This is a genomic window from Massilia sp. Masssp94 (genome assembly GCF_059491305.1).
Genome location: NZ_CP168501.1, coordinates 121,167 through 140,979, shown reverse-complemented (window position 1 = coordinate 140,979; position 19,813 = coordinate 121,167). Strand labels below are relative to the sequence as shown.

Genomic DNA, 19,813 nt, shown 5'->3' with positions numbered 1-19,813 from the left:
CGGAGTAGACCGCAGCCGGGCCGCCGCGTCAAGCCTGCATTGCGCCAGTACGCCCATCCCAGGCCGCGATCAGGTCGCGGTACGCCGTCCCGACGGGCCGGATGCGGCGGTCCAGGTCGTACAGCCCGCGCGGATTGACGATGCCGCGGTCTTCGCGCAGTTCGAAGTGCCAGTCGACCTGGTCGGTCAGCGAATACCACGTGAAGCCGACGACCCGCACGCCGCTCCGCATCAGACCGCGCACGTGGGCCCACTGGCAGCGCAGCCACTCGCGCGCTTCGTCGCCGCGCGGGCCCTGGTCGAGGTTCGTTTCCGTGTGCATCAGCGGCAGGCCGTAGCGCTGTGCGTATTCCTGCGCGATCATCGCGTACCCAAGTGTTTCGCCCGCATCGCGCGCCGTGCCGTCCGGTTCGACGTCGTGTTCGTTCGTCATGTAGTAATCGGTGCCGAGGATGCAGCGGTCGCGCAGCGCGTGGTCTTCGAAGAAGCGGCATTCGTCCGGTGTCATGCCGTGCGCCAGCACGAACTCGCGCTGTACCGGCTCGAGCGGGCGGCCGTAGTTGAAGTCGAGCGACAGGAAGCGCAGCCGGTTGCGCCGTTCGGCTTCCGCGACGGCGCCGGGATGCGTCGCGTGGAAGTATTCGCTCGATTCGCTCTGGATGAACACGGCGTCGGGGCGCAGCGTCACGATCTCGTGCATCGCCAGCACGTTGGCGCGGGCCAGGTGCTTCAGCGCCGTCACGTACGACCGGAAATCGCGCGCCTGCTCGTTCCACCACCCGAACAGCGCGGAGAATTTCGCGCACACGTACATTTCGTTGACGGGCGTGTACAGCCGGATCCACGGATAGCGCGTCGCGAAGGCCCGGGCATAGCCCTGGAACAGCGCCGGGAAATCCGGGTTCTGGAAGTTGCCGACCCAGTCCGGCACGCAGAAGTGGCACAGGTCGGCGACGGGGTCGATGCCGAGCCGCTGGAGTGTCCCGAACGCCTGGTCCGCGAATGCCCAGTCGTAGCGGTCCGGCCCCAGCCACGTGCGGTGCAGCGGCACGCCGTAGCGCAGGGTGCGGACGCCCAGGTGCGCCACCAGCGCGAAGTCCGTCTGCCACAGCCGGTAGTGGCCGCATTCTTCCATCTGGTCGCGGCGGATGCGGCCATCGGCTATCGTCGGTGCGCTGTTCTCGATTCCGGTGGCGAACATGAACGGCAGCATTCAGCGCCTCCCCAGCGGCGGCTGCGCGGTGACGACGCCCGGCTCGATGCGCTGCAGGTTGTCGAGGCCCGTGAGCAGCATGCAGTCCTGCAGTTCCTGTTCCAGCAGGGTGAGGGCGCACGCGACGCCTTCGCGCCCGCGCGCGGCCAGGCCGTACAGCCACGCGCGCCCGGACAGGCAGGCGTGGGCGCCGAGGCCGATCGCCTTGACGATGTCGCCGCCCGTGCGGATGCCGCCGTCGAACAGGACTTCGATGCGGTCGCCCACGGCATCGACGATTTCCGGCAGCACGGAGATCGACGACGGCGCGCCGTCCAGCTGGCGCCCGCCGTGGTTCGACACGATGATGGCGTCCGCGCCGATGTCGATGGCGGTGCGCGCGTCGTCCGGATTCATCACGCCTTTCAGGATCAGCTTCCTCTGCCATTTCTCGCGCACCCAGCGCGCCGTGTTCACGTCGAACGAAGGATCGAACTGCTCCTCGATCCACTTCGACAGCGAGCCGATGGAGCCGGCCTCCTTGATCTCGTGCTCGAAATTGCCGAACGTATGGCGCTTGCTGCCCGCCATGTTCGCGAGCCAGCGCGGGTGGCCCACCATCTGCATGATGTTCGCCGGCGTCAGGCGCGGCGGCACCGCGAGGCCGTGCTTTTCGTCGGCCCAGCGCTTGCCCTGCGTGTGCAGGTCGATGGTCAGCACGAGCGCCGAGCAATTTGCATCGTGGGCGCGGCGCATCAGGCTTTCGTTGACCTTGTGGTCCTTCATCAGGTACAGCTGGAACCAGAACGGTTGATTGATCGCCTCCGCCACGTCCTCGATGGAATTGATGGAGCACGTCGACAGGCAGAACGGCACGCCGAAGTCCACCGCCGCGCGCGCCGCCTCGCATTCGCCATTGGCCCACGTGAGGCCCGCGAGGCCCGTCGGGCCGAGGGCAAGCGGGATGCGCGCGGGGTCGCCCGCCATCGTGACGCCGGTGTCGCGGTGCGACACGTCGCGCAGGCTGTGCTGGCGCAGCGCGAGCGCGCGCATGTCGTCCAGGTTGCGCCGCACGGTCAGCTGCTGTTCGCTGCCGCCGTGGATGTAGTCGAACACGACGCCGGGCAGGCGTTCGCGCGCGAGGCATTCGAGGTCGAAGATGCTGGCTACCTTGCTCATGTCCGGTCCTTCCTACAATTCCCCGCGCGCCGCGAGCGCCCGGATGCGCGCGCCCATGCGGCAGGCGAGGGCCTGGATCGTCAGCGACGGATTCACGCCGCCCGCCGTCGGGAACAGCGAGCCGTCGCAGATCCACAGGTTCGGCACGTCCCAGCTGCGGCCGTCCGCATCCACGACGCTCGTCTCCCGGTCGCCGCCCATCCGGCACGTGCCGAGGATGTGGCTCGTGTCGTCGCTCGTCCAGGTGTCCTTGCCGCCGGCCGCCGCCAGCATCTCGCCCATGAAGCGGCGCGCGTGGTCCTGCATGCGGCGGTCGTTGGCGGAATATTCGAACGTCACGTGCGCGACGGGCAGGCCGTGGCGGTCGCGCACATCCGCCAGTGCCACGCGGTTGCACGCGCGCGGCTCCGTCTCGGCGACCGCGACGAGGCCCGCCATGTGGTTGTAGTCCGCCATCTCGCGGCGCAGCGCCATGCCCCATAGATGCCGTTCCGTCACGAGCAGCTGGGCCCACGCGCGCGGCAGCGGGCCCTGGCTCATGAACGCATAGCCGCCATGGAAATCCTTGCCCGCGTCCGTGTAATTCCAGTGCTCGCACACGGCCATGTTGGGCGGGCCCTTGTACCAGCGGATGGCTTCGTCGAACCGGGCCCACACGCCGGGGCCTGCGTGCGTCGTCAGGTGCGTGCCGACGAGGCCCGAGCCGTTCGCGAGGCCTTGCGGGAAGCGGCCGCACGCGGAATTCAGCAGCAGGCGCGGCGTCTCGATCGCATAACCCGAGACGACGACGTTGCGCGCGCGCTGGAAGCGCCAGGCGTCGTTGCGGCGATAGTGCACGCCCGCCGCGCGGCCGTCGGCGCCGAGTTCGATGCGGCCGGCCATCGCGAGGTCGCGCACTTCCGCGCCCGCCGCCAGCGCGCGCGGAATCCACACGATCAGCGCGCTCTGCTTCGCATTCGTCGCGCAGCCGAAGTTGCAGAAGCCCCGGTACACGCACGGCGGCGATTTTCCGCGCGGTGCCGACACGGTCGCCAGCGGCACGGATGACCACCTGATGCCCATCTTTTCCGCGCCGCGCGCGAGCACGAGGCCCGCCGCGTTCATCTCGTGTTCGCGGTACGGGTAGCGGCGGCGCGGCGGTCCCCACGGATAGTTGACCGGGCCGGACACGGCCAGCGCCCGCTCCGCCTCGTCGTAATAGGGCGCCAGTTCGTCATACGTGATGGGCCAGTCGAAGCCGTAGCCCAGTTGGCTGCGCGATCGGAACCACTCGGGCCGGAAGCGCAGCGAGATCATGCTGAAGTGGACGGTCGACCCGCCCACGCCCCAGCCGGAATTGTTCCCGCCGAGGGCCAGTGCATCGGCGCCGCCGGACAGCCGTTCTTCCAGCCAGTACAGCTGTTGTTGCGCTTCCTCGTCCGACGCGAAATCCTCCAGCGGGCGCCAGAACGGGCCCGCTTCCAGCACGACGACGGAAAAGCCGGCCTCCGCCAGCTTGCACGCGAGCGTGGCGCCGCCCGCGCCGGCGCCGACGATGGCGAAGTCCACCACCTCGTCGTCGCCGTATTCGCGCATGCTCACCCAGCCCCCGCGCTTGAATACGTCGGGGGCGCGGCCGCCGCCAGTCCGCGGCGCGGTCACCGCGCCTCCTTCGCTTCCCACGGGTCGCGGCTGTCGAACCCGAGGCGCACGTACCCGCGGGGGTTCGCCGGCCCGCCGAAGCCGATCTCGTTCCAGGCGCGGGGATGCGCGTAATAAAAGCCGGCCGCCGTCTTGAGCAGGTGATGGATGAAGAAGCGCTGCGCGTCGAGACCCTGCCAGCGGGGAGACATGGCGCGGCCGCCTTCGAGGGCATGCAGGAGCGCGTCCTGCGCGTCCGCGTCGAGCCGGACGAACGGGCGGTCGTGCAGCCGGCGCGCCTCGTCGTCGACGGCGGCCAGGCCCTGGCGCCAGGCGGCGCGCAGCGGGGGCATGTCCGGATGGCGGAAGCCTTCGCCGCGGTCGTCGTGCAGCATGGCGTCGATCCACGGCGTGATCGGGATGGGGTGCGCGCGGTCGGGCTGGGGCAGCAGGCGCGCGTGGATCGCGTCCAGCAGGTCCCACTCGTCCTGCGTCAGCCAGCGCCGGGGCGGCACCTCGTCCAGCCGGGCCGCGAGCGTCCGGCGGGTGATGCCGTCGAACGACGGGCTGTCCCACCTGGCCAGCACGTCGTAGCCGGGAAAGCGCGGCGTGGGCGCGTCCTCGTTCATGGCCGCTCCTGCGCCGCACGCAGCGCCAGCGCGGCGCGGCCTGCGTGTGCTAGCGCGGAAAAGCTGGGCGGCGCCGGCAGCGGCGGGCCGGCAAGCAGGTTCTGGCTCCAGTTGCGCCAGCCGCCCATCTGCCTTGCGATGCCGCGGGCGTGGAAAACCATCCCCAGTGCGCCCAGCCACGTGCACGCCTTCAGCAGCGCATCCGTCCGGCGGCGCGGGCCTGGCCGGCCCGGCAGCGCCGCGCCGGCCAGCAGCACGGCCGCCGCGGGCGGCACGCTGACCGGCAGCCACATGGCGGGATGCTGGAACGCGCCCCGGAAGTGCAGCAGCGCCGCTTCCGCGCTCGTGCCGGTGAGGCCGAATGCGGCAAGGCCGCACAGCGCGCGGCCGGACGGCAGGCCGGCGAGCGTGGGCGCGCCGGCGGCGACGGGACGGGCGGCGAGACCCAGCACGCCGGCCAGCGTGAGCGCGGCCGGCGCGCCGAGGGGCGCCGCATAGAACAGATTCGCCCACGACAGCCCGCCGGGCCGGCGCAGCACGTTGTACGCGTGGAAGCCGAGACCCGCCGTGCCGATGGCGCAGGCAGTCGCATACGGTGCGGAAGAGGGCTTCGCGCGCAGCGCACAGCCCAGCACGACGGCCGCGCTGGCGAGCGGCGCGAACATGCCGGGATTCTCGAAGCCGCCGCGGTAGTGTTCCAGCGCGCTGTCGCTCAGCACGGACGCGGCCAGCAGCGCGGCGGCCTGGTACAAGCGGTGGGCGGTCCGGTCAGGTGCGGGCGGAGGCGGCGCGGCCCGTCGCCGTTGCAGCAGCAATGCGCCCAGCGCCAGGCCGAGGGTGGCGGCGCCGAGCGCACGCGCCGTGGAGCGCGCGTGGGCGGGCGCCACCGTGTTCACTTCCTGTCTCCGGGGAGGATGGTGCTGAGCACCTGCTTCGCCACGCCGGCCAGCATCGAGCCTTCGCTCGGGTCGCCCTTGGCGATCGTCGTCATGAAGTGCCTGGCCTGCTCCAGCGTGATGTGCGACGGCAGCGGCGGCACTTCCGGGTCCGTCTTGAATTCGAGGACGACGGGACGGTCCGCCGCCAGCGCCTCGCGCCACGCTTCGCCCACCCGGTCGGGATCGTTGCAGAAGATGCCCTTCAGGCCGATCAACTCGCCGAAGCGGTGGTACGGGACGTCGGGGATCCGCTGCGTCGCCTCGAATTTCGGATTGCCTTCCATGACGCGCTGTTCCCACGTCACCTGGTTCAGGTCCTGGTTGTTGAAGACGCACACGATCCAGCGCGGGTCCTTCCACCGCTTCCAGTACTTCGCCACGGTGATCAGCTCCGCCATGTTATTCATCTGCATGGCGCCGTCGCCGACGAGCGCGATCACGGGGCGGTCCGGGTGCGCGAACTTGGCGGCGATCGCATACGGCACGGCCGCGCCCATCGACGCGAGGCCGCCGGACAGCGAATACATCTGGCCCCGCTGCACCTTGAGGTCGCGCGCATACCAGTTCGCGCAGGAACCGGAATCGCTCGTGACGATCGCGTCGCGCGCCAGCAGCGGCGACAGCTCGTAGCACACGCGCTGCGGATTGATCGGGTTCGCGGATGCCAGTGCCCGTTCTTCCAGCGTCTGGTACGACTCGCGCACTTCCTTTTCGACCTTCGCGCGCCAGTCGGTGTCGGTCTTTTCCTTCAGCAGCGGCAGCAGCAGGCGCAGGGTCTCGGCGCTGTCGCCGTGCAGGTTGACCTCGGCCGGGAAGCGTATGCTCAGCATCGTCGGGTCGATGTCGATCTGCACCGCGCGCGCCTTGCCTTCCTTCGGCAGGAATTCCGCGTACGGGAAGCCGGTGCCGACCAGCAGCAGGGTGTCGCAGTCGTTCATCATCTCCCAGCTGGCCTTCGTGCCGAGGATGCCGATGGAGCCCGTCACCCACGGCAGGTGGTCGGGCAGGGCGGCCTTGCCCAGCAGGGCCTTGGCGCAGCCGGCCTTCAGGCGCTCGGCCACGGCGATGACTTCGTCGGTCGCCTGCAGCGCGCCGGCGCCGACGAGGATCGCGACCTTGCTGCCCGCGTTCAGCACGTCGGCCGCGCGTACGAGATCGGCCTCGTACGGAACGACGCGCGGCTTCGTGTAGCCGATGCCGGAGAACACCGAGCCGTGCTTGCGCGGCGGGTCTTCGTACGGCTTTTCCTGCAGGTCGTTCGGCAGTACGAGGACGCTGACGCCGTTGCGGCCCAGCGCCGTGCGCATGGCGCGGTCGAGCAGGTGGCGCACCTGCGACGGCTGGCTCGCCTCGTACACGTAATCCGCCACGTCCTGGAACAGGCGGTCCAGGTTCAGCTCCTGCTGGTAGTGCGCGCCGCGCGCGGTCGTCGGCGCCTGGCCGCAGATGGCGAGTACCGGCACGTGGTCGCACTTGGCGTCGTACAGGCCCGTCACGAGGTGGGCCGCGCCGGGGCCGCCCGTCGACAGGCACACGCCCGGCTCGCCCGTGAACTTGGCGTGCGCGGCGGCCATGAACGCGGCCATTTCCTCGTGCCGCACCTGGATGAACTGGATCTTGCCTTCCGCGCGGTCCAGCGCGCCCAGCACGCCGTTGATGCCGTCGCCGGGATAGCCGAAGATGGTACGGACGCCCCATTCATACAGGCGTTCGACGAAGAAGTCGCCTACGGATTTGCTCATGTCGTGTCCTCGTTAAGTGTTCAGTGTCTGCGCAACTGCCTCAGGCCCAGTGCCACGCCGGCGGCGCCGATGCCGGCCAGCAGCCACGCGCGGTGCGTCGTCGCCCACAGCTGCATGCTGCGCGTGCTCGCGCCGTCGTCGAAGGTGCCGTGCGCCGCGTACGGTCCGGGCACGGGCCGCCACAGGTTGTCCGGCCGGTCGGCCGGGATGGGCCGCCGGCCCTGCTGGCCCGCCACGCCCTTGCGGGCCAGGTACCGGTCGAGCAGGCGCGGGACGAATTTCTCGGCCATCACGGTGGACAAGGTCGGCGCGCCGACGCAGATCTCGGCCCGGCGCGCATGGGCCGCCCAGTAGATGGCGCGCGCGGCGACCTCGGGCTGGTAATACGTGCCGATCGGCTTGGGATGGTGCGTCAGCGTGGTCTTGCACCACTCGAACTGCGGCGTGTTCACGCCCGGCATGTCGACCACGGCGATGTGGATGTCGCTCCGTTCATGCTCGAGTTCCGTGCGGATCGACTGCGTAAAACCCTTGATCGCGTGCTTGGCGCCGCAGTAGGGCGATTGCAGCGGGATCGAGCGGTACGCGAGCGCCGAGCTGACCTGCACGATGGTGCCCCGGTTGCGGGGCCGCATGCGTTTCAGCGCGGCCATCGTGCCCCACACGAAGCCGTGGTAGGTGACGTCGGTGACGCGCCGAAAGTCTTCCGGCGCAATGTCGGCGAACGGCGCGAACACGGTCGCCATCGCATTGTTGATCCAGATGTCGATGGGCCCCAGTTCGGTCTCGGCCCGTTCGGCGGCGGCCTCGACCTGAGCGTGGTCCGCCATGTCGGCGGAGATGGCGATCGCTTGCGGCGAGCCGAGCCGTTCGGCTTCCGCACGCGCCGCTTCCAGGCGCTCCGGGTCGCGCGCGATCAGCGCGATGCGTGCGCCGGCGCGGGCGAATTGCTGTACCGCGGCACGGCCGATCCCCGCGCTGGCACCCGTGACGACGACGACTTCATGGCGTGCTTCCGGCATAACCGAGGCCCTCCGATGGTGCGATGCAGGGCAAGCTTAGCACCAACCGTCGATGAGCCTCGTCACGTTATGTTTGTGAAAAAGTTCTTGAACAAATGCATGTTACGGTGTTGCCGGACGGCTGCGCAACGTCACGACAGCACCCTTCAGCCCGGCACCGTCCGCGCGCACGGTGATCGTGCCGCCGGCACCCGCCCGGGTCCGCACGATGCCCAGCACGAGGCCATTGAACGCGGCCCTGTCCTTCGCCTGGAACGATTCGAAGCTCGTCGCATCGCCGTTGTCGGTGGCGACGAGGTCCGCCGGTCCCTCGACGGTGAAGCGCACGCGGTCGTGCGCGCGCGGCGCGGGCAGCCCATCCTTGTCGACGATGCGCACGGTGACGAAGGCGAGATCGCGCCCGTCGCTGGCGAGCGCCGTGCGGTCGGCCTGCGCCTGCAGCGCGGCGGGAGCGCCGGCCGTCTTGACGGTTTCCTTCGCCCATTCCTTGCCGTTCTTGTACGCGACGACCGTGATCTCGCCCGGCTCGTACTGCACGGCATCCCAGCGCAGGCGGTAGGCGTACGGCGCCTTCTTCTGGCGGCCCTGCGACTTGCCGTTGACGAACAGCTCGGCCTCGTCGCCCGACGTGAACACGTGCACGGGCGTGACCTGGCCCACGCGGTCCGGCCACGTCCAGTGCGGCAGCACGTGGACCATCGGCAGGTCCGGGCGCCAGCGCGACTGGTACAGGTAATAGCGGTCCTTCGGGAAGCCGGCCAGGTCGACGATGCCGGAATACGAGCTGCGCGCGCCGTAATAGGGCGTCGGCTCGCCCAGGTAGTCGAAACCGGTCCAGACGAATTCGCCGGCCACGTAGGGGTTGCGGTCGAGCTGCGCGAACACCTTGTCGGCGGACGCGCCGAAATCGACGGCGTACAGTTCGTAGCCGCTGACCTGCTGGCTGTGCGAGTCGCCGCCCCGGCCGTCGCGGACGATCGAGCTGTTCGACGGATGCACCGGGAACAAATACACGCCGCGGCTGCTGAAGGCCGACGCGGATTCGGTACTGAGGATCATCTTATCCGGAAATTTCGCATGGAACAGCGGGTACTGCGGCGGCGTGCGGATCCGGTCGGTCCCTTCGAATTCCGGATCCTGGCGGATGCCTTCGCCCTGGTAATTCAGGCCGATGACGTCGACCTCCGCGGGCAGCGGCATGTCCGACTTGGCGTAGTTCATCGCGGTCGTCGTCGGCCGGGTCGGATCTTCCTCGCGGGCGATCCGGTGCAACTCGTGCGCCACGGCGGCGCCGGCCTTGTCGGTGTACTGCTCGCCGACCTCGTTGCCGATGCTCCAGATGATGATGGACGGGTGGTTGCGGTCGCGCCGGATCATCGCGCGCAGGTCCTGCTCGTGCCAGTCGGGGAAGACCAGGTGGAAGTCCAGCGGCGTCTTCTTGCGCTCCCACGAATCGAACACTTCGTCCATCACGAGGAAGCCCATGCGGTCCACTAGGTCCAGCAGCTGCGGGTCGGGCGGATTGTGGCTCAGGCGGACGGCGTTGGCGCCCATCGCGCGCATGATCTCCAGCTGGCGCTCGGCCGCGCGCACGTTGAACGCGGCGCCCAGCGCGCCGAGATCGTGGTGATTGTTCACGCCGCGCAAGGGGATGTGCTCGCCGTTGACGAGGAGTCCCCGGTTCGGATCGAAGCGCACGGTGCGGATGCCGAACGGCGTTTCGGTGCGGTCGACGACACGGCCGTCCTGGCGCACGGTCGCCACCAGCGCGTAGCGGTGCGGCACCTGCGTGGGCGGCGGGCCCCACAGGCGCGGCTTGCTCACGGTCGTCGAACCGCTGACCGTGCCGCTCGCGCCGGCGGCGACGGTCGTCGGTGCCGAGACGGCGGTCGCCACCGGCTTGCCCGCGATGCGTCCGCGTTCGTCCAATGCGTACAGCTCCGTCGTCACCGTCGCGTCGACCGATGCGGCGCCCTCGTTGTCGAGCGCCACCTGCCACGCGACGCGCGCCGATTCGGCCGACACGTCCGGCGTCGTCACGGTCACGCCCCACTGGCCCACGTGCAGGGGCGCGGTCTTCGTCAGCCACACGTTGCGGTACAGGCCCGCGCCCGGGTACCAGCGCGCCGATTCCGGCGGGTTGTCGAGCCGGATCGCGAGCTGGTTCGCGCCGCCCGGCCGCAGCCACGGCGTCAGGTCGATGCGGAACGAGTTGTAGCCATAGGGCCAGCCGCCCGCGAGGTGGCCGTTGACCCACACGCTCGCGTACGACATGGCGCCGTCGACGTCGAGGAAGATCTTCTTGCCGCGGTCGGCGGCGGGAATGTCCAGTTTGCGCCGGTACCAGGCCGGACCCCACGTCTTGAGGCGGCCCATGCCGCCGTACGGGCCCGTCGTCAGGAACGGGCCTTCGATGGCCCAGTCGTGCGGCAGGGTGACGGTGCGCCAGCCGCTGTCGTCGAATGCCAGTTTGGCGAACGGTGCGTCGACGGCCGGTTCCGTTGCCGGACGCCGGTAGCGGCGGGCCGGATCGCGGATGAATGCATTGCCGCTCGGGAGGATCCAGGGCTTCAGCACGGGCGTGTCCGCGCGCGCGACCCGGGCCGCTTCCTCGGGCCGGGCGTCGGCCACCTTGCCGTCCGCCGACGCGGTCACTTCCGGCCGGACGTCGTACAGGTACGGGGCGGAGCCGCCGTCCGGGTCGCCGGCGTGGAAACGCCAGCCATCGTCCAGCAGGATGCGCTGGCGCGGCGCGAGGCGGTCGGCCGCCTGGGCCTGGACGGCGAGCGGCGACATGGCGGGAAGCAGGGTGGCGGCAAGGGTGATGCCGAGCGTGGATACGAGCCGGCGTGCGGCCTTGCGATGCGTGTGTTGCACAGTCTCCTCCTGGTAGGCAGCTGCGCATCTTGTTATAACATTTAAAATGGTAGCGCAACCATTCGAAGTGTATGCGTGAAGGCCCGGCTGGTCAAATGCAAATGATCAATTTTCTGATTGTTTCGCCGGCGGCGCCGCACTACCATGTCCGCCCATGCGCCGCCTCGCCCTCATCCTGACTTTTACCGCCAGCCTCGTTCGCGCCCAGCCGTTCGAGCTCAACGACACCACCATCGTCCACGCCGGCCAGCCCACGATGCGGCTCGCGGCCGGCATGCTCGCGCGCGACCTCGAACGCGTGAGCGGCACGGCGCCGGCGCTGGCCACGCGATTGCAGGATTGTCCGCGCCGCTGCGTCGTCGTGGGCACGGCGGATTCGGCTCTCGTGCAGGAGGCGGCGCGGGCGCTGGGCGCGGACCTCGCGCCGCTGGCCGGCCAGTCCGAGCGCTACCTGCGCGTGGCGGGCGAGGCGGGCGGCCGCGCGCTGCTGCTCGTGGCGGGATCGGACCGGCGCGGCGCGGTGTACGGCGTCGTCGACCTGTCGCGCGAGCTGGGCGTTTCGGCGTGGGAATGGTGGGCCGACGTCGCGCCGGCGCACCTGGACCGCCCGGCCGTCGACGGCGCGCCGCGTCTGTCGCACGCGCCGGCGGTGGCGTACCGCGGCATCTTCATCAACGACGAGGACTGGGGGCTGCAGCCGTGGGCGGCCAAAACGTTCGATCCGGCCCACGACATCGGTCCGGCGACGTACGCGCGCGTGTTCGAGCTGCTGTGGCGCCTGAAGGCGAACCTCGTGTGGCCCGCGATGCACGAATCGACGCGGCCGTTCTACGAGGTCGCGGGCAATGCGCGGATGGCCGACGATTACGCGATCATCGTCGGCACGTCGCATGCGGAGCCGATGATGCGCAATAACGTGCGCGAATGGAACGGCGGCCCGTTCGACTGGTTCCGCAACCGCGACCGCCTCGTCGACTACTGGCGCACGCGCATCGACGAAGTCAAAGGCATGGAGACGATGACGTCGCTGGGCCTGCGCGGCGTGCATGATTCCGCGATGGAGGGCGCGGCCAGTCCCGAACAGGCGCGCGACACGTTGCAGGACGTGTTCAAGGTCCAGCGCGCGATGCTGGGCGAAGCGCAGGGCAAGCCGCCCGCGCGCATCCCGCAAGCCTTCACGATGTACAAGGAAGTGCTGGATTACTGGAACCTCGGCCTCGCCGTGCCCGACGACGTGACGCTCGTGTGGCCGGACGATAACTACGGCTATCTCGCGCAACTGGGCACGGACAGGGAGGGCCGGCGCGCGGGCGGGCAGGGCATCTATTACCACGTGTCGTACTGGGGCCGGCCGCACGACTACCTGTGGCTGGCCACGACGCATCCATCACTGATCCGCGACCAGCTGGAGCGCGCATGGGCGACCGGTGCGCGCCGCCTGTGGGTGCTGAACGTGGGCGACATCAAGCCGGCCGAATACCTCACGCAGTACTTCCTCGACGCGGCGTTCGACGCGGACGTCCTGCAGCGGGATCCCGCGCGCCACCTGGAAGCGTGGGCCGCCGCGCAGTTCGGACGCGTCCACGCCGCGGAAACGGCGGCCATCCTGCGCGAGTACTACCGCCTCGCGTGGGAACGCCGTCCCGAATTCATGGGCTGGAGCCAGACGGAACCCACGCGTCCCGTGCGCACCACGGCCTATGTGCGCACGGGCGGCGACGAAGCGGAGCGGCGGCTCGCGGACTACCGCGCGCTGACGGCGCGGGCCGAAGCGCTGGCCGCGCGCATCCCGGCGCCGCTGCGCGACGCGTATTTCGAACTGGTGTTGTACCCGGTGCGGTCGAGCGCGAACCTGAACACGCGCATACTGAAACTGGACCTCGCGGCGGAATACGCGCGCCAGCAGCGGCCGTCCAGCAACCTGTATGCGCGCCAGGCAAAGGCGGCGCACGCGGCGCTCGTCGCCGACGCGGCCGCGTACAACGGCCTCGCAGGCGGCAAGTGGCGCGGCATCATGGACATCGCGCCGCGCCGCCTGCCCGTGTTCGCGGAGCCCGGGTATCCGACGTGGAGCGTATCGGCCCGGCGCGGCTGCGGCATCGTCTACCCGGCACCGTTTGCCGTCGACGGCAAACGGCTCGTGCTGCGCCGCGGCCAGCCCGCCACGCGCACCGTGACCCTGGTGAGCTATGGCGGACAGGATGCGCGCTGGTCCGTGCGGGCCGGGGCCCGCGCCGTGCAGGCGGATCTGAATGGCGGTATGCTCGATGCCGCGCACGGCCACGAGCAGCGCATTACGCTGCGCTACGACGGCGGCGCCGACCCGGCCCTGTCGCTGCAATGCGGAGAGCAGGCCGTGAACGTGCGCTTCGGGGAAGGCGGCATCGTCGTGCTGCGCGCCGGCAGCGCCGCGGCCACGCGCGACTGGACGCCGCAGCCGGGCCTCGGCACGTCCGGCGGCGCGATGCGCGCGCGGCTCGACCTGCCGTCGCGCGCCGCCTCCGATCTGGCGGCCAGTGCGCCGCTGCAGTATCGTTTCGCGACGGCGGGCGCCGGCGACATGCAGATCAGGCTCGTCGCCGTGCCCGAGCATCCGCTGACGGCGGCGCACCGCGTGCGCTTCGCCGTGAGCCTCGACGGCGGCGCGCCGGAAGTGGTCGACATCACGACCGTCGGCCGCAGCGAGCAATGGAAGGAAGACGTGCTGTCCAACATGGCGGTGCGCGCGTGGCGCGTGGGGCGCCTGGCGCCCGGCATGCATACGCTGGCGGTGCACGCGCTCGACCCCGGCGTCGTGCTCGACCGGATCGACGTCGTGCCGGACGGCGCGCCGGATTACTACGGCATGCCGCCGCTGGATTGAATGATGCTTGGAATTTTAGGCAAGACTTTCGGAAAATCGCCTATTCAATCGTACCCGTCCAGCATCTAGAATCATCTTCCTGGAGTGCCTAAAGTCTGGCACTCCGCACGCAGCAAGGAGGAACGATGTCGCAATCCACGCAACCCGTCTGGTTCATCGCCGACGCCACCACCGGCCTCGCCGCCGCGCTGGCGGAGGCCGTGCTGGCGTCCGGCCAGCATGCCGTCCTCGCGGCGCGCGCGCCGGCGCAGCTGCAGGCCCTCGTCGACCGCCATCCGGACCGCGCGCTGGCGCTCGCGCTGGACGTGACGGATGCCGCCAGCGTCGATACGGCCGTCGTCGCCGCCGAGCGGCGGTTCGGGCGCATCGACGTGCTGGCGACGAGCGCCGCCCAGCGTTATCCGGGCGCGATCGAGGAAGGCGAGGAGGGCGCCACGCGCGCCCTGTTCGAGGAAAACGTGTTCGGCCCGATCAACCTCGCGCGCCGCGTGCTGCCCGGCATGCGCGCGCGCCGCGCCGGCCACATCGTGATGCTGGCCCGCGCGTCCGTGCAGGCGCCCGCGTTCGAAGGCTTCAGCCATGCCGCGCGCTCCGCGCTGGAAGCACTGGCGGAGGCGCTGTTCTATGAAGTGGAACCGCTCGGCATCGGCGTCACGCTCGTCGATCCGGGCAGCGGCGACGACGTTGAAGGCGCCGTCCCGCGCCTGGCCGGCATTGCCGACTACGATGGCATGGCGAGCCGCACGGCACTGGGCCGGGGCGCCGCCCAGGTCGACGCCGCGCGCGGCGCCCAGGCCATCATGCAGGCCGTCGCCGCCGGCCGCGGTCCGCTGCGTCTCGTGCTGGGACGGGCGGCGCTGCAGCGTGCGTACGACCGCCTGCGCGTGCTGAAAGTGGGGTTCGATGCGTGGGCGGACCTGGCCGCGTCGGCCGACGTCCCCGCGCCGGCGCGACCCGCGCACCCGTTGCCGCCGGCGGGAGGACGGCCGCGCCGGTCCGTGCGTTCACGCGCGTGACGTGACGGGGCGGCCCAGCAGGGCCGGCACGGCGGATGCGTCCATCGGCCGCGCGAACAGATAGCCCTGGTATTCGTCGCAGCCGAGCGCGCGCAGCAGCGCCAGCTGCTCCTCGGTCTCCACGCCTTCGGCCACGATGCGCATCGAGAGGCCGTGGCCCAGCGCGACGACGGAGCGGACGATGGCCGCGCTGTCGGCGTCGCGCCCCAGGTCGCGCACGAACGCCCGGTCGATTTTCAGGCGCTGCACGGGGAAGCGCTTCAGGTAGGCCAGGCTCGAATAGCCGGTGCCGAAATCGTCGATCGAGAGTTCCACGCCGAGGTCGCGGATGCCGCCCAGCAGGCGCTCGACGACGTCCACGCGGCTCATCGCGATGCTTTCCGTGATCTCCAGTTCGAGCGCGTGCGGCGGCAGGCCCGCGTCGGCCAGCGCATCGGCGATCACCTTCAATAGATCTTTCTGGTAGAACTGGCGGATCGACAGGTTCACGGCGACGCGGGTCGCGATGCCCTGTTCGCGCGCCCAGCGGCTCGCCTGCGCGCACGCGGTGCGCAGCACCCACGTCCCGATCGGCACGATCAGGCCCGTCTGCTCGGCGATCGGGATGAAGCGCGCCGGCGACACGGGGCCGAGCACGGGGCTGTTCCAGCGCAGCAGCACCTCGAACCCGGCCACCTGTCCCGTCGCGATGTCCACCTTCGGCTGGTAGTGCGGCGTCAGCTCGCCGCGCGCCAGCGCGTACCGCAGCTGTTCCTCGATGGTCAGCCGCTCGTCCAGCTGGAGGTGCGTGGACTCGGAGTGGAAATGTACGGGCTCGCCCGCGTCGCTGCGGGCGCGGTGCTTGGCGATGTCGGCCAGGCGCATCAACTCGTTGGCGGAGGCGGCGTCCTGCGGATACGTCGCGATCCCGATCACGGGCGCCAGGTGGAATTCGCGCCCGCCCACGCGCACGGGTTCGGCCAGCAGCGCGTGCAGTTCGAGCGCGACGGCGTCGACGGGGCGGTGGCCCGGCCCCGCCGGCAGCACCACCGCGAATTCGTTGGCCTTCACGCGCGCCACGCACAGGGCCGCGGGCGCCAGCCCGTCGAGCCGCGCGGCGACCTGGCGCACGGCATCGTCGCCCGCCTCGATGCCGAGCAGGTCGGCCACTTCCTGCTGGCGTTCCAGCGCGATCAGCAGGAGGACGATCTGTTCGCCCCGCAGCGCGTCCGCCAGCACGCGGCGCAGGTGGTTCAGGTTCGGCAAACCGGTCAGCGGGTCGTGGTCGGCCAGGTAGGCAAGGCGCAGTTCGACCTGCTTGCGTTCCGTGATGTCGGTGAGGCTGTTGACGATCTGGACGGCGCCGCCTTCGCTCCCGAGCTGCGCGGCGAGCTGGATCGCGGTGCGGGTGGCGCCGCTGCCGTCGCGGATCTCCGCCTCCAGCGCATGCACGCCGTCGGCCGCGCTGTCCGCATACAGCCGGGCGCGCGCATCGGCGCCGGCCGGGTCGAGCACTTCCGTTTCGAGCCGTCCCGTCACCGCGTCCTCGTTCCGGCCCGTGAACTGCAGGAAGGCGCGGTTGAACAGGACGATGCGCCGCTTCGCATCCAGCACCCACAGCGGCGTGGCGAGCGAATCGAGGATGGTCTTCAGGTAGCGCGCACCGTCCGCGAGCCGGCGCTCGCTGGCCTGCAGGCGGGCGATCAGCGCGGCCTGGCGCGCCGCCTCGCGGCTCATGCGCCAGGCCAGCGCGGCCAGCGTGACCGACAGCAGCGCCCAGGCCAGCACGGCGATCCACAGCCAGCCGCGCCACACGGCCAGCGTGTCGGACAGGTCGCGCCCCGTGACGATCAGCAGCGGATAGCCGGCGACGGCGCTGTAGCCGTACAGGCGGCTCACGCCGTCGATGGGGCTCGTCGCCTCGAACGCGCCGACGGCCGCGCGCGGCAGGTGCGTCTGGAACAGCGGCGTGTGGATGAAGGAGTGGCCGATGGCCCTGGGAAGCGTCGGGCTGCGCACGAGCATCGTGCCGTCGCGCTGGTGCAGGGTGACGGAGCCGCCGTGTCCGAGGTCGGCGGGATCGAAGATGCGCTGGAAGTAGGCGGCGTCCGCCTCGATGACGGCCGGGCCGGTGGGCAGCACCCGCGCCAGGGTGATCGTGGCGGGACCGCCGTCCGGCGGCAGCGCGATGCCGATCTTCGGCGCGCCGGAAGGCAGCGGGCGGCGCGGCGCGTCCGGCCCGAGCCTGCGCACGCGCGCCGGAATGGCTTCGGGCGCGCCGCCGGGCAAGGCGGCCGCCGTGTCCGAGCCGTCCTGCGGCGCGTGCTCCGCCGCGCGCGCGAGGGCCAGGTCGAGCGCGAGCGTGGCGTAATGGGTCTGGGCGGCGAAGGCTTCCGCCAGGTTGCGCAGATTCGTCTGCTCGCGTTCGATCGTGTCGTGGTAGCTCGACACCAGCAGGCCGGCGAGCGTCACCGTGAGCGCGACGATCAGCATGGCCGCCGCCGCGAGCGGCCGCGTGTCGCGCGGGGTAGGGGTCGGAGTGGGCACGTTCGTCAATACATTGATGTCGAGCCCAAGTATAAACCGGCGGACGTCCGCCGGGGGGGGCGATCACCGCCTGGGCAGGCGGATTGCCACGCGCAGGCCGCGCGGCCGTGCATCCTGCAGCTCGACGGTGCCGCCGTGCTGCGCGACGATGTCCCGCACGATCGCCAGCCCGAGCCCGCACCCTTCGCCCTGGTCCGTGGCGCGCACGAACCGTTCGAAGACGCGGGCGCGGTCCGCTTCCGGGATGCCCGGGCCGTTGTCGGTGACGGTCACGAGCACGTCGCCGCCATCCGGCGCAACCCGGACCGTGATCTCGCCGCCGCGGCCCGTGTACTTGATCGCGTTGTCGATCACGTTGGTGAGCGCTTCGCGCAGCAGCAGGGCGTTGGCCTCGATGCGCAGCGGCGCGGCGGCGGGCGGCTCGGCGTCGTCCATGCCGAGGTCGATCTGCGCCCGCAGCGCGCGCGGCACGTATTCGGCGACGATCTCCTGGACGAACGCGGGCATGTCCAGCGGCGCCTTGTCGGAGGCCGCCGCGGCCTCGGGATCGGCGCGCGCCAGCATCAGCAACTGGTTGATCAGGTGGGCGCCGCGGGTCGCGCTCTGGTCCACCAGTTTCAGCCGCGCGATCAGCGCGGGGTCGTCGGTCGCCGCGATCGCCAGCGCCGTCTGGCTCTTCAGGCCCGCCAGCGGCGTGCGCAACTGGTGCGCCGCGTCCGCGATGAAGCGTTTTTGCGCATTCACGTTCTGGCGCACGGACGCGAGCAGGGCGTTCAGCGCGCGCACGAGGGAGTGGACTTCCTGCGGCGCCGATTCGATCCGCAGCGGCGCCAGGTCGAGCGGCGAGCGGCCCTCGACCTCCTTGCGCAGGCGCAGCAGCGGCGCCAGGCCGGCGCCGGTGCCGATCCAGACGATGAGCGTCAGCAGCGGAATCAGCGCGGACAACGGGAGGAGGGTGTCCATCAGGATGAGCTTGAAGATGTCCTCGCGGTGCGCCATGTTGCGCGCCACCTGCACGAGCATCCACTGCTCCTTGCCTTCCGGCGCGGCGTAAGGGAGATAGAGCGCCGCGATCCTGACCTTCATCGATTCCCGCAGGCCGCGTCCGCCGGCGGGACCGGCGGACTTGATCTCGCCGTCGTAGAAATACGGATCGTTCAGGCGCGGCCGCATGGACGCGGGCGGCATCGGGATGCTGTTGTTGCCGAGGATGAATTCGCCGGGCGGCGTGCTGACCATGTAGAACAGCCGGTCGTTGGGATCCGTCTCGAGCACTTCCTGCGCGGCGCGGGGAAAATCGATCAGCAGGCCGTTGCCGATGGGCTTGACCCTTCGGGCCAGCGCCCGGGTGGCCTGGGACAGGGTCGCGTCGGCCGCCTGGTTGACGTAGCGGACGGCCAGCCGGTAGGTGGCGAAACCGCCTGCGACCCACAGTACGAGCTGGGGCAGCAGCACCCAGATGACCAGCTGGCGGCGCAGGGAGAGCGTGCGGGTTCCCCGTTCAGGCCGGTCGTCCATCGGCGCGCTCGACGGCCAGCAGGTAGCCGAGTCCGCGGACGGTGCGGATCTCGAGGCCCGAACCTTCCAGCTTGCGGCGCAGCCGGTGGATGTGGACTTCCGCCGTGTTGCCCGCGCCGACTTCGGTGCCGTCGCCGGCCCACGCCGTGGCGATCTGCTCCTTCGTGACGACCTTGTCGGCATGGACCAGCAGCAGTTCGAGCAGGGTCGCTTCGCGCGGGCTCAGCTCGACCGGTTCGCCGTGGATGACGGCGCGCCGCGCGGCCCGGTCGAAGTGGAGGCCGGACAGCGCGACGTCGGCGGGCGCCGCCGCCGACGTGCGTGCGCGCCGCAGGATCGCCCGCAGGCGCGCTTCCAGTTCCGGGAACTCGAACGGTTTCGTCATGTAGTCGTCGGCGCCGGCGTTCAGGCCCGCCACGCGGCTGTCGAGCCGGTCGAGGGCCGTCAGGACGAGCACCGGCAGGTCGGGCCGGGTCGCGCGCAGGTTCTTCAATACCGTCAGGCCGTCGACCATGGGCAGGCCGAGGTCGATGATGGCGATATCGAAGGTCTGCCGGGTGAGCAGGTATTCCGCCACCGGACCGTTCGGTGCGTGCTCGACGGTGAAGCCCGCGGCATTCAGTTGCGCGGTCAATCCGTTTGCGAGGATGGGGTCGTCTTCGGCGAGTAAAAGTTGCATTTCTTAATATTA

General features: G+C 70.5%; 13 protein-coding genes. 2 read left to right on the top strand and 11 right to left on the bottom strand.

The annotated features are described in order from the left end of the window. Positions 1-28: 28 nt before the first annotated feature. The 8 genes from ACEN9G_RS00585 to galB all read right to left on the bottom strand — a co-directional run bounded on the left by ACEN9G_RS00585 (position 29) and on the right by galB (position 11,199). Entirely contained in the window at positions 29-1,213 is a 1,185-nt protein-coding gene (locus ACEN9G_RS00585) for a family 1 glycosylhydrolase (protein WP_413344061.1), read from the bottom strand. Beyond that, positions 1,214-2,371, bottom strand: a complete 1,158-nt coding sequence (locus ACEN9G_RS00580) for an alpha-hydroxy acid oxidase (RefSeq protein ID WP_413344063.1) — start codon at positions 2,369-2,371, stop codon at positions 1,214-1,216. A gap of 12 nt (positions 2,372-2,383) precedes the next feature. Continuing rightward, entirely contained in the window at positions 2,384-4,012 is a 1,629-nt protein-coding gene (locus ACEN9G_RS00575) for a GMC family oxidoreductase (protein ID WP_413344065.1), read from the bottom strand. Beyond that, positions 4,009-4,620, bottom strand: a complete 612-nt coding sequence (locus ACEN9G_RS00570) for a gluconate 2-dehydrogenase subunit 3 family protein (protein ID WP_413671483.1) — start codon at positions 4,618-4,620, stop codon at positions 4,009-4,011. The genes ACEN9G_RS00575 and ACEN9G_RS00570 overlap by 4 nt, the downstream gene beginning before the upstream one ends. Further along, positions 4,617-5,372, bottom strand: coding sequence for a hypothetical protein (locus ACEN9G_RS00565; protein WP_495605572.1), 756 nt, complete (start codon positions 5,370-5,372; stop codon positions 4,617-4,619). The genes ACEN9G_RS00570 and ACEN9G_RS00565 overlap by 4 nt, the downstream gene beginning before the upstream one ends. A gap of 140 nt (positions 5,373-5,512) precedes the next feature. After that, entirely contained in the window at positions 5,513-7,300 is a 1,788-nt protein-coding gene (locus tag ACEN9G_RS00560) for a thiamine pyrophosphate-requiring protein (protein WP_413345640.1), read from the bottom strand. A 20-nt stretch (positions 7,301-7,320) separates the two neighbouring features. After that, on the bottom strand, positions 7,321-8,322 hold the full coding sequence (locus tag ACEN9G_RS00555) for an SDR family oxidoreductase (RefSeq protein ID WP_483127557.1): 1,002 nt from the start codon (positions 8,320-8,322) through the stop codon (positions 7,321-7,323). A gap of 102 nt (positions 8,323-8,424) precedes the next feature. Further along, entirely contained in the window at positions 8,425-11,199 is a 2,775-nt protein-coding gene (gene galB, locus ACEN9G_RS00550; RefSeq protein ID WP_483127556.1) for a beta-galactosidase GalB, read from the bottom strand. 154 nt (positions 11,200-11,353) lie between these two features. Here galB and ACEN9G_RS00545 point away from each other — a divergent pair, with 154 nt between their 5' ends. Together ACEN9G_RS00545 and ACEN9G_RS00540 are read left to right on the top strand one after the other, a co-directional pair. Further along, complete coding sequence (locus tag ACEN9G_RS00545; protein ID WP_483127555.1) at positions 11,354-14,062, top strand: glycosyl hydrolase 115 family protein; 2,709 nt, start codon at positions 11,354-11,356, stop codon at positions 14,060-14,062. A gap of 125 nt (positions 14,063-14,187) precedes the next feature. Then, complete coding sequence (locus ACEN9G_RS00540) at positions 14,188-15,078, top strand: SDR family NAD(P)-dependent oxidoreductase (protein ID WP_483127554.1); 891 nt, start codon at positions 14,188-14,190, stop codon at positions 15,076-15,078. Here ACEN9G_RS00540 and ACEN9G_RS00535 read toward each other — a convergent pair. The 3 genes from ACEN9G_RS00535 to ACEN9G_RS00525 form a co-directional block, all read right to left on the bottom strand. Continuing rightward, the gene (locus ACEN9G_RS00535) at positions 15,067-17,604 is read right to left on the bottom strand and encodes a bifunctional diguanylate cyclase/phosphodiesterase (protein ID WP_483127553.1); all 2,538 of its coding nucleotides are present in this window, start codon (positions 17,602-17,604) and stop codon (positions 15,067-15,069) included. The genes ACEN9G_RS00540 and ACEN9G_RS00535 overlap by 12 nt on opposite strands. A 63-nt stretch (positions 17,605-17,667) precedes the next feature. Continuing rightward, positions 17,668-19,122 (bottom strand): sensor histidine kinase, encoded by a 1,455-nt coding sequence (locus tag ACEN9G_RS00530; protein WP_413345602.1) that lies wholly within the window; start codon positions 19,120-19,122, stop codon positions 17,668-17,670. Next, positions 19,106-19,801 (bottom strand): response regulator transcription factor, encoded by a 696-nt coding sequence (locus ACEN9G_RS00525; protein ID WP_483127552.1) that lies wholly within the window; start codon positions 19,799-19,801, stop codon positions 19,106-19,108. The genes ACEN9G_RS00530 and ACEN9G_RS00525 overlap by 17 nt, the downstream gene beginning before the upstream one ends. Between the last annotated feature and the right edge of the window lie 12 nt (positions 19,802-19,813).

Coding starts and splice junctions, on each gene's coding strand:
- ACEN9G_RS00560 (WP_413345640.1), bottom strand. CDS start 7,300: ATGAGCAAATCCGTAGGCGACTTCTTCGTCGAACGCCTGTATGAATGG.
- ACEN9G_RS00545 (WP_483127555.1), top strand. CDS start 11,354: ATGCGCCGCCTCGCCCTCATCCTGACTTTTACCGCCAGCCTCGTTCGC.
- ACEN9G_RS00525 (WP_483127552.1), bottom strand. CDS start 19,801: ATGCAACTTTTACTCGCCGAAGACGACCCCATCCTCGCAAACGGATTG.
- ACEN9G_RS00580 (WP_413344063.1), bottom strand. CDS start 2,371: ATGAGCAAGGTAGCCAGCATCTTCGACCTCGAATGCCTCGCGCGCGAA.
- ACEN9G_RS00530 (WP_413345602.1), bottom strand. CDS start 19,122: ATGGACGACCGGCCTGAACGGGGAACCCGCACGCTCTCCCTGCGCCGC.
- ACEN9G_RS00540 (WP_483127554.1), top strand. CDS start 14,188: ATGTCGCAATCCACGCAACCCGTCTGGTTCATCGCCGACGCCACCACC.
- ACEN9G_RS00570 (WP_413671483.1), bottom strand. CDS start 4,620: ATGAACGAGGACGCGCCCACGCCGCGCTTTCCCGGCTACGACGTGCTG.
- ACEN9G_RS00585 (WP_413344061.1), bottom strand. CDS start 1,213: ATGCTGCCGTTCATGTTCGCCACCGGAATCGAGAACAGCGCACCGACG.
- ACEN9G_RS00555 (WP_483127557.1), bottom strand. CDS start 8,322: ATGCCGGAAGCACGCCATGAAGTCGTCGTCGTCACGGGTGCCAGCGCG.